13 protein-coding genes are annotated in these 14,846 nt (G+C 72.4%); 8 read left to right on the top strand and 5 right to left on the bottom strand.

What is annotated here, in order from left to right; genetic code table 11:
- Positions 1-73 precede the first annotated feature (73 nt).
- The gene (locus tag ABZK10_RS05850) at positions 74-481 is read left to right on the top strand and encodes a hypothetical protein (RefSeq protein ID WP_353808239.1); all 408 of its coding nucleotides are present in this window, start codon (positions 74-76) and stop codon (positions 479-481) included.
- Between the two features lie 17 nt (positions 482-498).
- On the top strand, positions 499-1,230 hold the full coding sequence (locus ABZK10_RS05845) for a CPBP family intramembrane glutamic endopeptidase (protein ID WP_353808238.1): 732 nt from the start codon (positions 499-501) through the stop codon (positions 1,228-1,230).
- A 53-nt stretch (positions 1,231-1,283) separates the two neighbouring features.
- Here ABZK10_RS05845 and ABZK10_RS05840 read toward each other — a convergent pair whose 3' ends face one another.
- The gene (locus ABZK10_RS05840; protein ID WP_353808237.1) at positions 1,284-2,669 is read right to left on the bottom strand and encodes a glycine--tRNA ligase; all 1,386 of its coding nucleotides are present in this window, start codon (positions 2,667-2,669) and stop codon (positions 1,284-1,286) included.
- Positions 2,670-2,797: 128 nt separating this feature from the next.
- On the opposite strand from ABZK10_RS05840, the gene ABZK10_RS05835 reads away from it, so the two are divergent.
- From ABZK10_RS05835 to ABZK10_RS05820, 4 genes are all read left to right on the top strand, one after another.
- A complete protein-coding gene (locus ABZK10_RS05835) occupies positions 2,798-5,377 on the top strand; it encodes a bifunctional lysylphosphatidylglycerol flippase/synthetase MprF (protein ID WP_353808236.1) in 2,580 nt (859 codons plus the stop codon).
- Complete coding sequence (locus ABZK10_RS05830) at positions 5,374-5,778, top strand: NUDIX hydrolase (RefSeq protein ID WP_353808235.1); 405 nt, start codon at positions 5,374-5,376, stop codon at positions 5,776-5,778. Before ABZK10_RS05835 ends, ABZK10_RS05830 begins: the two co-directional genes overlap by 4 nt.
- A 132-nt stretch (positions 5,779-5,910) precedes the next feature.
- Entirely contained in the window at positions 5,911-6,462 is a 552-nt protein-coding gene (locus ABZK10_RS05825) for a hypothetical protein (RefSeq protein ID WP_353808234.1), read from the top strand.
- Positions 6,462-7,265, top strand: a complete 804-nt coding sequence (locus ABZK10_RS05820) for a lipase family protein (RefSeq protein ID WP_353808233.1) — start codon at positions 6,462-6,464, stop codon at positions 7,263-7,265. Before ABZK10_RS05825 ends, ABZK10_RS05820 begins: the two co-directional genes overlap by 1 nt.
- A 204-nt stretch (positions 7,266-7,469) precedes the next feature.
- On the opposite strand, the gene ABZK10_RS05815 is transcribed toward ABZK10_RS05820, so the two are convergent.
- From ABZK10_RS05815 to ABZK10_RS05800, 4 genes are all read right to left on the bottom strand, one after another.
- Positions 7,470-8,375, bottom strand: coding sequence for a serine hydrolase (locus ABZK10_RS05815; RefSeq protein WP_353808232.1), 906 nt, complete (start codon positions 8,373-8,375; stop codon positions 7,470-7,472).
- A gap of 91 nt (positions 8,376-8,466) precedes the next feature.
- Positions 8,467-10,476 carry a M13 family metallopeptidase gene (locus ABZK10_RS05810; protein WP_353808231.1) on the bottom strand — a complete coding sequence of 670 codons (2,010 nt, stop codon included), beginning with the start codon at positions 10,474-10,476 and terminating at the stop codon, positions 8,467-8,469.
- A 53-nt stretch (positions 10,477-10,529) separates the two neighbouring features.
- Positions 10,530-11,225: a potassium channel family protein gene (locus ABZK10_RS05805; RefSeq protein WP_353808230.1), complete on the bottom strand. Its 696-nt coding sequence runs from the start codon at positions 11,223-11,225 to the stop codon at positions 10,530-10,532.
- Positions 11,218-12,600, bottom strand: coding sequence for a TrkH family potassium uptake protein (locus ABZK10_RS05800; protein WP_436408490.1), 1,383 nt, complete (start codon positions 12,598-12,600; stop codon positions 11,218-11,220). The genes ABZK10_RS05805 and ABZK10_RS05800 overlap by 8 nt, the downstream gene beginning before the upstream one ends.
- Positions 12,601-12,682: 82 nt before the next feature.
- Between ABZK10_RS05800 and ABZK10_RS05795 the strand changes: the two genes are divergently transcribed.
- Positions 12,683-13,057, top strand: a complete 375-nt coding sequence (locus tag ABZK10_RS05795; protein WP_353808228.1) for a YccF domain-containing protein — start codon at positions 12,683-12,685, stop codon at positions 13,055-13,057.
- Between the two features lie 37 nt (positions 13,058-13,094).
- Positions 13,095-14,588 (top strand): MATE family efflux transporter, encoded by a 1,494-nt coding sequence (locus tag ABZK10_RS05790; protein WP_353808227.1) that lies wholly within the window; start codon positions 13,095-13,097, stop codon positions 14,586-14,588.
- Positions 14,589-14,846: the final 258 nt, after the last annotated feature.

The raw sequence follows: 14,846 nt of genomic DNA, 5'->3' as shown, positions 1-14,846 counted from the left end.
TCCGGAGCCGTGGCGGGCTAGGGTGTGCAGCAGTCACTCATCCGGCACCCCGGTGCCCTGCCAGGAGGTGCACATGTCCCGCAGAATCGCCCTGTCCCTGGGAGCACTGGTCATCGCCGCATCGCTGCTGACCGGCTGCACCATCAGCTTCGATCCGGACTCCTCGCCGGCCTCGGAGGAGTCGGCGAGCGGCACGTCGGTGCCGGAGGGATTCCCCTCCGACGTGGCACTGCCGGAAGACGCCGAACTGGTGGTCTCGATCGACCTCAACGGCGACTACGAGCTGGTCTACAACCTCACGGACGCCGCGGAGGGCGAGCGGGTCGCCCAGGAGCTGGAGTCGACGTTCGGCACCCCTGACGAGACCACCGCTGGAGGGTCGACGGTCTGGACCTTCGCCGATTCGGACTACGACATCACGCTCACGCTCACGGACGGCGACCCCGCGACGCTCACCTACACGGTGGGCACCGCCGGCTGACGGTCCCGGGCTCGCCGTTGACCGACTCCGTGCCCGTGCTCCTCGCGGCAGGCGTCTTCGTCGCCTACGTCGCCGTCGTCGCCGCCCTCTGGAGGGCAAACCGCGTCGACTACCCGCGCATCGCCGAGAGCGACCGGGCCGTGACCCGCGGCATCGTCGTCCCCATCGGCATCGCCCTCGTCGGACTCGCAGCGGCCACCACGGCCCTCGGCTGGTGGCCCGACGTCCTCACGCAGCCGAGGAGCGGCGCGGTGTGGATGCTGGCGGTGCCGCTCCTGTGGCTGGTCGCCGGCCTCGTGAGCGCGGTCCGCGCCGACCTGCACGGGCTCGGGCTGCGCAGCGTGGCGATCCTCGCGGTCGCCTGCCTGCTGGTGGGCGGGGCCGAGGAGCTCCTCGCCCGAGGCATGCTCGTCGTCGGCGCGCAGGAGGCGGGCTGGCCCCTCGCGGGGGTGTGGGCGTACTCGACCGCACTCTTCGCGGTACTGCACGCGATCAACGGGCTGTTCGGACTGTCCTGGAAGCAGACGCTCGCGCAGCTCGGCGTCTCGTTCGTCGGCGGGTCGGCGCTGTTCGTCACGCTCATGGCGACCGGGAGCCTGATCCCAGGCATCCTCATCCACGCGCTCTGGGACTTCGGCGCACTGGCGCACCAGGCACGGGGAACGAAGATCCCCGTCGCCGCGGGGCTCGCCGTCGGGCTCGTCTACGTCGTCGGCCTGGTCGCGACGATCGTCCTGATCCTGCCCTGAGCGCGCTCCGCAAGGTGCGGCGGGGTCGGAGGTCATGAACCTTCCGACCGGCCTCAGGCCCCCTTGAGCCGCTCCGCCAGGTACCCGAACAGGCGGTCGAGCGAGACGCGCTCCTGGCCCATGGTGTCGCGGTCGCGCACGGTCACGGCGTTGTCGTCGAGCGAGTCGAAGTCGACCGTGATGCAGAACGGCGTGCCGATCTCGTCCTGGCGGCGGTAGCGGCGGCCGATCGCGCCGGCGTCGTCGAAGTCGACGTTCCACTGCTCGCGCAGCGAGGAGGCGACCTCGCGGGCGATCGGCGAGAGCTTCTCGTTGCGCGACAGCGGCAGCACGGCGGCCTTGACCGGCGCGAGGCGCGGGTCGAGCTTCAGCACGGTGCGGGTGTCGGTGCCGCCCTTGGCGTTCTGCACCTCCTCCTGGTGGTACGCGTCCACCAGGAACGCCATGAGCGAGCGGGTCAGGCCCGCCGCGGGCTCGATGACGTACGGGGTCCACCGCTCGTTCTTCGACTGGTCGAAGTACGACAGGTCCTTGCCCGAGTGCTTGGTGTGCGTGCCGAGGTCGAAGTCGGTGCGGTTGGCCACACCCTCGAGCTCGCCCCAGTCGCCGCCGGCGAAGCCGAAGCGGTACTCGATGTCGACGGTGCGCTTGGAGTAGTGCGACAGCTTCTCCTGCGCGTGCTCGTAGCGGCGCAGGTTCTCGGGGTCGATGCCGAGGTCGGTGTACCAGTTCCAGCGGGTGTCGAGCCAGTACTCGAACCACTCGTCGTCGGTGCCGGGCTCGACGAAGAACTCCATCTCCATCTGCTCGAACTCGCGGGTGCGGAAGATGAAGTTGCCGGGCGTGATCTCGTTGCGGAACGACTTGCCGATCTGGCCGATGCCGAACGGCGGCTTCATGCGCGCCGCCTGCAGCACGTTGGCGAAGTTCACGAAGATGCCCTGCGCGGTCTCGGGGCGCAGGTAGTGCAGGCCGGCCTCGTCGTCGACCGGGCCGAGGAAGGTCTTCAGCAGGCCGGAGAACGCGCGCGGCTCGGTCCAGCGGCCTCGGGTGCCGCAGTTGGCGCAGACGACCTCGTCGAGGCCGCCGACGGGTGCACGGCCCTTCTTGGCCTCGAACTCCTCGATGAGGTGGTCCTCGCGGTAGCGCTTGTGGCACTGCTGGCACTCGACGAGCGGGTCGGAGAACACCTCGACGTGGCCGGATGCCTCCCACACCTGCTTCGGCAGGATCACCGACGAGTCCAGGCCGACGACGTCGTCGCGGCCCTGCACCATGGTCTTCCACCACTGGCGCTTGATGTTCTCCTTCAGCTCCACGCCGAGGGGACCGTAGTCCCACGCCGATCGGGATCCGCCGTAGATCTCGCCCGCCTGGAAGACGAAGCCCCGGTGCTGGGCGAGGGTGATGACGGAATCGAGTCGGCTGGGTGCGGCCACGGTGGCTCCAATGGTCCTTCGGGAGAGGGTCGGGCGGATGCGCCCGGAAACGTACGACTCCCTATCCTACGGGCGGCGGGCGTGGCATCCTGCCCCTACGGTGGAGGCAGGCACGAAGGGGGGCCGCGATGGCGGATCGGGTCGGCAGGGCGACGAAGTATCGGATGCCCCCGCCCGACGAGGCCACCGACGCCGAACTCTCCCGCCGCACCGAGTCGCGGTTCGGCAACGGCGTCGTTCGCGGCGTGCGCTTCCTGCTCCGCACGCCGATCAGCGTCATCGTCGCCGCCCTGCTCATCGTCACGACGTTCCAGCACGGCGGGCCGGTCGCACCCGTCACCGACGACGTGCTCGCGCGGTTCGGCGCGGGCGTCGTCCCGACCATCCAGGAGGGTCGCTGGTGGACGGTGCTCACGGCGTCCGGGTTCGCGGCCGGGCCGATCGCATCGCTCGTGGCGGTCGCCGCCGCGGTCGTGCTGCTCGGCATCGCCGAGCGCCTGATGGGGTCGTTCCGCACGCTGGTGGCGGCGCTCGTCACGGGGTCGCTCGGGTACCTGGTGGGCATCTCGGTGCAGGCGGTCGGCGCGTGGGCGGGCGAGTGGTGGGCGGCGCTCTCCGCGACGACCGTCACCGTGGACCCGCTCCCCGGCATCCTGGGCGCGCTCATGGCGGCATCCGCCTACATGTCGACCCTGTGGGCGACGCGCACCCGGGTCGCCGTGCTCGCCGTGGTGCTCGTGTTCCTGCTCTACGCGGGCGATCCGCAGCACCTGTACCGACTCTTCGCCGCGCTGGCGGGGCTCGTGCTCGGCGCCGCGTTCCAGGGCAACCCGTCGTCGCTGCGGCCGCGCCGGGCGTCGTACCGCGGCGTGCGCGGCCTGCTCGCGACCATCGTCGCGGCGAGCGCGCTCGGCCCGGTCGTCGCGCTCATGCACCCCGAGGCGTTCACGCCGTTCGCGCTGCTCTCGGCGAACCTCGACCCGGGCATCGACGCCGACCGCATCGTCGCGCGGTGCGACCGCTTCTCCTCGGCCGCGTGCGACGAGGCCATCATCCTGGCCAGCACGCAGGGCCTCGGGCCGCTGCTCATGACGTTCGTCCCCGTGGTGCTGCTGCTGATCGCCGCGTGGGGCATCCTCAAGGGCCGTCGGTTCGGCCTGTGGCTCGCGGTCCTCGTGAACGTCAGCATCGCCCTGTCCGCGCTGCTGGCGTTCGACGTCGCGGAGGCGGTGGCCGAGTTCCAGGACGCCGAGCTCGGCATCGGGGAACTGCTGGTCTGGGTGGTCACGGCGTGCGGGCTGCCGGTCGCGATCGCGGTGCTGCTGATCGCCATGCAGCGGCGTGTGGCGCTGCCGAGCCCGCGCAGTGCGATGGTGCAGTTCACGACCGTCGTGATCCTCGCCGCGGGCGTGCTGTCGGCCCTGTACTTCATGGTCGGCTGGACGGGGCTGAGCGGGTTCGTGCCGGATGCATCCGTGGGCGACCTCGCCGTCGACACGGTCAAGCGCTTCCTCCCGCCGCACGTCGTCGCGACGATCGATCCGCTGCAGGTGCCCGCGGGCGACCTCGCCTTCTTCCTCCACCAGTGGGTCGGGCCCGTGTTCTGGGCGGTGTTCGCCGCGGCATCCGTCGCGCTGCTCCGCCGCTCGGAGTCGCGCACCTCGCTCAGCGCCGCACGCCTCATGCACACGCTCCTCGAGCGGCACGGCGGCGGCACGCTCGGCTACCTCGGCACCTGGCGCGGCACCTCGTACTGGTTCGCCGACGACCTCGACGCGGGCGTCGCCTACCGCCTCGAGAACGGCGTGGCCCTCGCGATCTCCGACCCGGCCTGCGCGACCGAGCGGCTCGACGAGACCGTCGCGGGCTTCATCGCGCACTGCGACGAGGAGGGCTTCACGCCCGTCTTCTACGCCGCGCACGGTGAGACGCGCGACGCGCTCGACCGCCTCGGCTGGCACTCGGTCTCGGTCGGCGAGGAGACCGTCATCGACCCGACCATCGTGGCGTTCCGCGGCAAGGACTGGCAGAAGGTGCGCCAGCCGCTGAACCGCGGCATCCGCGAGGGGCTCACCACCGTGTGGAGCTCGTGGCGCGACCTGCCGCTGCCGGTGCAGGCACGCGTCGCCGCGATCTCCGAGGCGTGGGTCTCCGAGAAGGCGCTGCCCGAGATGGGCTTCACGCTGGGCGGCATGGACGAGCTGCGCGACCCGAGCGTGCGGCTGATGCTCGCCGTCGACGCCGAGGAGCACGTGCACGGCGTGACCAGCTGGCTGCCCGTGCACCACGACGGCCGGCTCGTCGGCTGGACCATCGACTTCATGCGCCGCGCGGACGAGTCGATGCCCGGGGTCATGGAGTACCTCATCGCGTCGGCGGCCCTCCACATGAAGGAGGAGGGCCTCACGGTGCTGAGCCTGTCGGGCGCACCGCTCGTGTCGAAGCCGCTCGCCGACGGCGAGGAGCCGCCCGAGCCGACGGGCGTCGACCAGGTGCTCGCGTTCCTCGCCCGCACCCTCGAGCCCGCCTACGGGTTCGCGTCGCTGTTCCGGTTCAAGGCGAAGTTCAACCCGCGCTACGAGACGCTCTGGATGTCGTACGCCGACACCTCGGCGCTGCCCGCCATCGGCATCGCGCTCTCGCGCGCGTACCTGCCGCGGGTCACGCCGAAGCAGGCGGTCGCGCTCACCCGGACCGTCGTGCGATGACCCTCGACGACATCGCGGTCGCCGCGATCGCCCTGGTGCGCGAGCGCCGCGTGCTCATGGTCACGGCGCGGGGGCGCGACGTGTGGTTCATGCCGGGCGGCAAGCTCGACCCCGGCGAGTCGGGGGCGGAGGCCGCCGCGCGGGAGGCGCGCGAGGAGGTGTCGCTGCACCTCGACCCGGGCGCGCTGCAGGAGTTGTTCGAGGTCGCCACGCAGGCGCACGGCGAGCCCGACGGGCGGCTGGTGCGCATGCGGGTGTTCCGGGCGGTGACGGATGCCTCCCCCGAGCCCGCGGCCGAGATCGACGCGGTGCACTGGGCCGTCTCCGGCGACGTGGGGCGGTGCCCGCCCGCGGGCGCGGAGGTGCTGCGGCGGCTCGGCGCGCTCGGGCTGATCGACTGAGGCGCGCGCCCGCCGCGCGGCGACGGCCCGGGGCATCCGCTCGCTGCCCGCCCGCGACTCGCGATCGCCCGGCTCGCGGGGCGGCCTCCGGTAGCCTGTGCGGAACCGGCGAGCGGGGACGGGAGGCGGCGCGTGACGGGAACCGATGCGGACGACACGCGCCCGTGGGGCGCGCTGCATCCGGACCGGTTCCTGCGCCCCGGCCGCGTCGACGCGATCACGCTGCTCGTGCTGCGCTGCCTGCGCGCGAGCTTCGTCACGCTGCTGTTCGCCGGGGCGGCACTGGCCTTCGTCAGCGGCAGCCTCACCGAGGAGGCCCTCGTGCGGCTGACGAGCCCCGGCGAGTTCCTGCGCGCGGCGCTCACGCCGCTCGTCGGTATCGTCGCGGCCATCGCGATCCGCTTCCTCGTCGGCTGGGCGGCGCTGGTCGTCGCACTGCCGCTCAGCGGGCGCGCCTGGACGCCGGGCACCTCCGCCGAGTCGCGCTGGCGGCGACTGCGGGACGTGCTGCACGTGACGAGCGCATACCGCGCGATCCGCTGGACCTGGGCCGTGCGCGACGCCGCCGAGCGGCGCGCGGGCACGACCGGCCGGGTGCTCGTGATCTGCGAGACGGTGATCCGCGTCACGAACTGGGTCGCGCCGTTCGCCTTCATCGCCGTCGCCGTCTGGAGCCGGGGCTGATGGCCGCGTCGCGCCGACTCGGACCCGTCGCCAAGGCCTGGTGGTGGTGGCTCGACTACCTCTACGCGGGCTGGCGGCAGGCCGCACTGCTGTGGGACGGCCCGCGTGCGCCGCGCCGGTGGCTGCGGGGCGACGCCACGCTGCCGGAGGTCGTGCTGCTGCCCGGCATCTACGAGCACTGGTCGTTCATCCGCCCGATGGGCGACGCGCTCAACCGTGCGGGGTACCGCGTGCTCGCGGTGCACGGACTCGGCGCGAACCGCGCCGACATCGCCGAGACATCGGCGTCGCTCGGGCGTGCGCTCGCGCGCCGACGCGCGCCCGCGGCCGGGCGCGTGATCGTCGGGCACAGCAAGGGCGGGCTGATCGGCAAGCACCTGCTCGTGGCCGACCTCGCGGCGGCGGGCACGGCGCCGACGAGCGCGGCGACCACGGGCACGGCGGCGACGGATGCCTCCGGCGAGACGCATGCCCCGCGCGGCCCGCTCGGCATCATCGGCGTCGTGGGCATCGCGACCCCGTTCGGCGGGTCGACCCGGGCGTGGCTGCTGCAGCAGGACCCGAGCATCCGGGCGCTGCGGCCCGACGACCCGATCATCGCGGCGCTCCGCTCCGCGGCATCCGCCAACGCCCGCATCGCGTCGGTGCACCCGGTCTGGGACCCGCACGTGCCCAACGGCAGCGTGCTCGCCGGCGCGCACAACGTCGAGGTCCCGGTCGTCGGCCACTTCCTGGTCATGCGCCACCCCGCCACGGTCGGCGCCGTGCGCGACGCGATCGGCCGGCTCGCGGCATCCGCCTGACCCCTCACCCCCGGCACCCGCGTGGTGGTCGCGGTCGTGGTGGTCGCTTCTCAGGAGCCGGTCGGCACACCCGTCGGAGATCCGCAACGATCCGGCGTCACCGGGGCGAGGGCGGCAGGATGCTGCGGGCCACGCAACACCGTTGCATCCGCCTCCTGAAAAGCGACCACCACGACCCGCGCGACGCGCTGGGCCGGTGGGGCGTCAGTGCACGTACTCGAGCAGGTCGACGCCCATCGCGCGCATGCCGTCGAGCACCGAGAGACGGGCCGGCAGCCCGGTGTCGGCGAAGTACATCGAGACCGCGTAGGCGACGCCCGCGCGCGGGCCGCGCAGCACCCCGACCTCGGAGCGCACGCCCCGGTCGGTGCCGGTCTTGTTCATCAGCAGGATGCCGTGGTCGGGCTCGCGGTGCGCGAGCGGGTCGAGCCCGTACGCCGAGGCGACGAGCGAGAGGTCGGCGTTCAGCGACAGCCAGCCGACGACCCGGCGCGACACCTCGGGGGTCACGATCTCGCCGCGCGCGAGCGCCGCGAACAGCCAGGTCAGCTCCTTCGCCGAGCCGATCGACAGCTGCGGCGCGTCGTCGGGCCCGCGGTGGTCGCGCACCAGGTCGAGCAGCGCGGTGCGGGTGAGGCCGAGCGCCTCGGTGCGGGCGCGCACCGCCTCGAGGCCGATCTCGCGCAGCAGCACGTTCGTCGCGAGGTTGTCGCTGGAGGCGCCGACCAGCGCGGCGAGGTCGGCCACCGGCAGCGCCGGCGCCTGCAGGTGCTGCCAGATGCCCGAGTCGGCGACCGCGTCGAGCGGCTCGCGGTCGAGGATGCGGAAGCCGTCCATGCCCGGGCCGGCCAGCTGCGACGCGACCTCGACCAGCAGCAGCACCTTGCCGATCGACGCGGTCGGCATGATCACGTCGTCGTCGACCGAGAACAGCACTCGGCCCGAGGCGAGGTCGGTCGCGCGCGCCGACACCTGCACGCCCGCGAGCGAGAGCTCGCCGAGCGCCGCGAACCCGCGGGTGAAGTTGTCGTTCGGCTCACCGGCGCGTCGACGCCCCTGCCGGCGTTCGGCGCGCCGCGAACGGCGCTCCGACTCCTGCGAGGTGACCACGGGTGCTTGCTGCTCTCTCGGTGTCTCGGCGCTCCCCCACCGCGTCAGCGGCGCGCACGATCTGGTTCGGTCGGGTGGACGTCGGGGCGGGTCACCAGATGGCGACGCGCTCCGCGGGGTCGAGCCACGCGGCGTCGTCGGAGGTGACCCCGAACGTCGCGTAGTACTCGTCGATGTTGCGGACGATCTGGTTGCAGCGGAACTCGTTCGGCGAGTGGGGGTCGATCGCCAGCAGGCGGATGACCTCCTCGTCGCGGCCCTTCTGCTGCCAGGCCTGCGCCCACGAGAGGAAGAACCGCTCCGCGCCCGTGAGGCCGTCGATGACGGGCGGCTCGGCACCTTCGAGCGAGAGCACGTAGGCCTTCCAGGCGATCGCGAGACCACCGAGGTCGCCGATGTTCTCGCCGATGGTGAGCGCGCCGTTGACGTGGTGCTCCCCGCCGGTGAGCTGCGCGGGCACGAGCGCCTCGTACTGGGCGATGAGCGCCGAGGTGCGCTCCTCGAACGCGGCGCGGTCGGCCTCGGTCCACCAGTCGGTGAGGCGGCCGTCGCCGTCGTAGCGCGAGCCCTGGTCGTCGAACCCGTGGCCGATCTCGTGCCCGATCACGGCGCCGATCGCCCCGTAGTTCGCGGCCGGGTCGCGGGTCTCGTCGAAGAACGGGAACTGCAGGATGGCGGCCGGGAACACGATCTCGTTCATGCCCGGGTTGTAGTAGGCGTTGATCGTCTGCGGCGTCATGAACCACTCGTCGCGGTCGATGGGCGACCCGATCTTGCCGAGCTCGCGCTGGAACTCGAACTCCGTGCCGGCCGCCACGTTGCCGGCGAGGTCGTCGGCGGAGATCTCGAGGCTGGAGTAATCGCGCCACTTCACCGGGTAGCCGATCTTCGGCGTGAACTTCTCGAGCTTCTCGATGGCCCGGGCGCGGGTCTCCTCGCCCATCCACTCGAGCCCGCCGATCGACTGCCGGTACGCCTCGACGAGGTTCGCGACGAGGGCGTCCATCGCGACCTTCGCCGCGGGCGGGAAGTGCCGCTCCACGTAGATGCGGCCGACCGCCTCGCCCATGACCCGCTCGACCAGCGAGACACCGCGCTTCCAGCGCTCGCGCATCTGCGGGGTGCCGGTGAGCGTGCGGCCGTAGAAGTCGAAGTTCGCCTCGACGAACGCGTCCGACAGGTAGGCGGCGTTCGCACGGATGACCTGCCAGGCCAGCCAGTCGCGCCATGCGGGCAGGCGGTCGGCGGTGAGCAGCGTCACCAGGCCCTCGGTGAACGAGGGCTGGCGCAGCACGAGCTCGTCGAACGCTCCCTCGGGAACGCCCATGCCGTCGCGCCACAGCTCCAGCGGAGCATCTGCCACCGCAGCCGCGAACACGCCGGCGACGTCGGCCCAGGTGCGCAGGTTGTAGGTCTTCTGGCTGTCGCGCGTGGCGACGTTGTCCCAGTGCGCGGCGGCGATCGCGGTCTCGAGTTCGAACACGCGGGTCGCGCGGCCGGCAGCGTCGTCGAGCCCGGCGAGGGCGAACATGCGCTCGAGGTGGGCCCGGTACGCGTCGCGCACGCCCGCGAAGCGCTCCTCGCGGTAGTAGCTCTCGTCGGGCAGGCCGATGCCGCCCTGCTCGACGAGCACGAGGTAGCGCTCGGGGTTGCCCGGATCGTTGTCCACGAACAGCTGGTAGAACCCGCCCATGCCGCGGCGCTCGAGGCTGCCGATGGTCGTGAGCAGGTCGGCGACGGATGCGACCGCTGCCGCCTCCTCCAGGAGCCCCGCGATCGGGGCCGCGCCGAGCTGCTCGACGCGCGCCTCGTCCATGAAGCTCGCGTAGAGGTCGCCGATCTTGCGCTCCTCGGTGCCGGGCTCGGCGCCCTGCGCCTCCTCGATGATCGCGCGCACGGCCTGCTCCGCCTCGTCGTTGAGGACGTGGAACGAGCCGTAGCGCGCCTTGTCGCCGGGGATCTCGGTGCGCGCGATCCACTTGCCGTTCACGTGTGCGAACAGGTCGTCCTGCGGGCGCACGGCATCGTCGAGTTCGTCGAGGATGATGCCGGAGCCGAGGATCGCGTCGGGGGTGTCGTCTGCGATGGGGGCCTGGGTCATGGGCTCCAGCCTATGCGCTCGGAAGCCGGTTCGGCGGGGCGCATCCCACCTGCTCAGCGCAGTTGCGCGAAGTTCTCAGCCGCGCGCGTCGCACCCACCGCGAGCACCGTGTCGCCCTCGGCCAGCACCGTGTCCTGGTCGGCGTTCTGCCAGGCGCCGTCGGGCCGCGCGAACGCCGCGATCGTGACGCCGTACTTCGTGCGCAGGGCGGTGTCGCCGAGCCGCACGCCGAGCAGCCGTGCCGGCACCCCGGTCTTCACGAGGGCGTACCCGTGGCCGACCTCGATGAAGTCGAGCGCCGCGCCGCGCACCAGGTGCGCCACGCGCTTGCCCATGTCCTTCTCCGGCGAGATCACCTTGTGCACGCCGAGCTGCTCGAGGATCTGCGCGTGCTGGTCGTTCGTCGCCTTCGCCCACACCGACGGGATGCCCATGCCGACGAGCACCGAGGCGGTGATGATCGACGACTGCAGGTCGCTGCCGATCGCGACGACGACGCGGTCGAACTCGTCGACCGCGAGCTGGCGGAGCACCTCGGGCTTGGTCGAGTCGGCGCGCACGACCTGGGTGAGCTCGCCGTTCAGCGCCTGCACGATCTCCTCGTCGACGTCGATGCCGAGCACCTCGGTGCCCGACTCCATGAGCTCGAGCGCGAGTGCGCGCCCGAACCGGCCGAGGCCGATGACCGCGACCGAGTCGGCCTCGGCGATGCGGCGCGTGTCGCCGCCGAGCAGTGGGAACCTAGCCAATTGCGGGCCTCTCCTTCGGGAGTTCGTAGAGGATGCGGCGCTCGCGCAGCGCCAGTGCCGAGCCGAGCGTGAGCGGGCCGAGACGTCCGAGGAACATCAGCACGACGAGGATCACCTCGCCGCCCGGCGGCAGGTCGGCCGTGATGCCGGTCGACAGCCCCACCGTCGAGATCGCGGAGATCGACTCGAAGAGCATCCGGTCGAGTCCGCGACCGGTGACGAGCATGAGCAGCAGCGTGGAGGCGAAGACGGCGCCGACCGCGACGAGCGCCACGGTGATCGCCTGGCGGTGCACGGCGCGCGAGAGCCGCTTGCCGAAGATGTTCACCGCGCCCTCGCCGCGGAACTCGGTGACGATGATGAAGAACAGCACCGCGAACGTGGTCACCTTGATGCCGCCCGCGGTGCCGGCCGGCCCGCCGCCGATGAACATCAGCAGGTCCATGCCGAGCCAGGTCTCGTCGCGCATCGCACCGACGTCGACCGTGTTGAAGCCCGCGGTGCGGGTCTGCACGGCGTGGAAGAACCCCGCGAGCAGCCGCGTGCCCGGGTCGTAGGCGCCGAACGTGTCGGGGTTGTTCCACTCGGCGATGGTGATGTACGCGGTGCCGGCGCCGAGCAGCACGAGGGTCGCCCAGATCACGATGTTCGTGTTCATGCTCCAGTGCAGGGGCCGGCGGAACTCGCGGCGCAGCTGCATGAGCACGGGGAAGCCCAGCCCGCCCAGGATGATCGCCAGGCAGATCGGCAGGCAGATCATCGGGTCGGAGACGAAGCGCTCGAGGTTGTCGGAGTAGAGCGCGAAGCCCGCGTTGTTGAACGACGACACGGCGTGGAAGAGGCCGTGCCAGGCGGCCTCGCCGACGCCGTAGCCGTAGCCCAGCAGGAACCGCAGGAACAGGGCGACGAACACGACCCCCTCGATCGCGAACGAGATGAGCGCGATGCGCCGGATCAGCCCCTTCACGTCGTGCAGCCCGATCGACTTGGCCTCGGTCGCCGCGTTCAGGCGCGCCCGCACCGAGAAGCGCCGCGCGAGCGTCAGCCCGACCAGCGACGCGAACACCATGATGCCGAGGCCCCCGGCCTGGATGAGCAGCATGATCACGACCTGCCCGAAGGGGCTCCAGAACGTCGGCGTGTCCACGACGGTGAGGCCCGTCACGCACACCGCCGAGACCGCGGTGAACAGCGCCTGCACGAACGTCGGCCCGCCGTCGTGCACGGTCGAGATCGGCAGCAGCAGCACCGCGGTGCCCACGGCGATCACCCCGGCGAATCCGAGTACGACCGCCTGCGCCGGGTGGAGATCGATCCGCCTGACGCGTCGTGCGGCACCACTGCGGGTGACCGGTGCACGGGTGGCCACGCGCATACTGTAGTCCTGTCCCGATGCGCGGATGCCACCTGGGCGCATCCGCCCCGACGACAGACGGCCCCACCCCGACGGAGACGACATGAACACGCTGCTCAACATCATCTGGCTCGTGCTCGCGGGCTTCTGGCTCTTCCTCGGCTACGCGCTGGCGGCACTCGTCATGTTCGTGCTGATCCTCACGATCCCGTGGGGCATCGCCGCCTGGCGCGTCGGCGTCTACGCGCTGTGGCCGTTCGGCAAGACGATCGTCGACAAGCCGGGCGCGGGCGTCGGCTCGTTCCTCGGCAACGTCGTCTGGGTGATCCTCGCCGGCTGGTGGCTCGCGATCAGCCACATCCTCTCGGGCCTGGCGCTGTGCATCACGATCATCGGCATCCCGCTGGGCATCGCGAACTTCAAGCTCGTGCCGATCTCGCTGATGCCGTTGGGCAAGGACATCGTCGACATCCGGTGAGCGAGCGGATGCCCCCGAGCCGCCGCCCGAGCTCGTCATGACCGGCGACCCGGACGACCTGCCCGACGCCTCCCGCGGCGGCGGTTCCGAGGCCCGCAGCGACGAGCCCCCGCGCACGCCCGCTGCCGGGACCGCCCCCGGGGCTCCCTCCCTCGACCCGCGGGACGACGCATCGCCACGCAGCCCGGCCCCCGCGGGCCGTCGCGCCGTCGACCGCGACATCCTGCGACTCGCGGTGCCCGCGCTCGGCGCCCTCATCGCCGAGCCGCTCTTCCTCCTCGCCGACACCGCCATGGTCGGGCACCTCGGCGCGACGCCGCTCGCGGGCCTCGGGCTGGCGAGCGCCCTGCTGCAGACGATCATCGGCCTGATGGTGTTCCTCGCCTACGCGACGACGCCGGCCGTCGCGCGCCGGCTCGGTGCGGGCGACCTGCGCGGCGCGGTCGCCTCGGGCGTCGACGGGCTCTGGCTCGCGACAGGCCTCGGCGTGGTGATCGCAGTCGCCGGGTGGCTCGCGACCCCGCTGCTCGTCGGGGCGTTCGGGGCCTCGGGGGCGGTCTCGGCGGAGGCATCCGCGTACCTCTCGATCTCCATGGCCGGACTGCCCGCCATGCTGCTGGTCTTCGCCGCGACCGGGCTGCTGCGCGGCCTGCAGGACACCCGCACCCCGCTGTGGGTGGCCGGCCTCGGGTTCGGGGCGAACATCCTGCTGAACTACGGCTTCATCTACGTCGCCGGCTGGGGCATCGCCGGGTCGGCGATCGGCACGGTCGTGGCGCAGTGGGGCATGGTCGTCGTCTACCTCGTGGTGATCGCGCGGCACGCCCGCCGAGTGGGCGCGAGCTGGCTGCCGCATCACGTCGGCGTGCTGCAGGGGGCCGCGTCGGGCGGCTGGCTGTTCCTGCGCACGGCGAGCCTGCGGGCGGCGATGCTGCTGGCGACGTGGGCGGCGACGTCGCTCGGGTCGGACGAGCTGGCGGCGTTCCAGGTCGCGATGACGCTGTACGCGACGCTCGCGTTCGCGCTCGACGCACTCGCGATCGCGGCGCAGGCGCTCGTCGGCAAGGGGCTCGGCGCGGGCGACGCCGCCGGGGTGCGGGCCGTGCTGCGGCGCTGCCTCGAGTGGGGCATCGGCGCCGGGGTCGTGCTCGGCGCCGCGGTCGTCGGGACGGCGTGGGCGCTGCCCGCCCTGTTCACGTCGTCGGAGGCCGTCATCGCGCTGCTGCCGTGGACCCTCGTCGTGCTCGGGGTCTCGACCCCGCTCGCGGGGCTCGTCTTCGTGCTCGACGGTGTGCTGATCGGCGCCGGCGACGCGCGCTACCTCGCCTGGACGGGCCTGGTGAACCTCGCCGCGTTCGTGCCGCTCGCCCTCGCGGTCGTGTGGTGGGCGGATGCCTCGGCCGGCCTCCCCGGCGCGGTGACGCTCGCCCTGCTCATGGCCGCCTTCGCGATCGGCTACCTCGCCGCGCGCGGTCTCACGCTGTCGCTGCGCGCCCGCGGCACCCGCTGGATGGTGCTCGGCGCCCGCTGACCCCGCGCCGTCCCGGGTCCGGCCGCCCGCACCTCCGCACCTCCATCTCCGCACCTGGCACCTCCGCACCTCCACCTCCCCACGTCCGCACGTCCGCACCTCCGCACGTCCGCACCTGGCACCTCCGCACCTGGCACGCGACTCCGCCCCAGGCTCCGTCTCCTCCGCCTCCCGCAGGTGCGCAACTCGTGGCGAACGCGCCCGTTCGCCGCACCATGCGCACCAGCAGCGATTCGCGCCGCGTCCTGCTGGTGCGCG

It is taken from the genome of Agromyces sp. SYSU T00194 (assembly GCF_040496035.1).
Lineage (GTDB): Bacteria > Actinomycetota > Actinomycetes > Actinomycetales > Microbacteriaceae > Agromyces > Agromyces chitinivorans.
The sequence above is the reverse complement of the archived record's forward strand: the minus strand, read 5'-3'. Positions and strand labels throughout refer to the sequence as shown.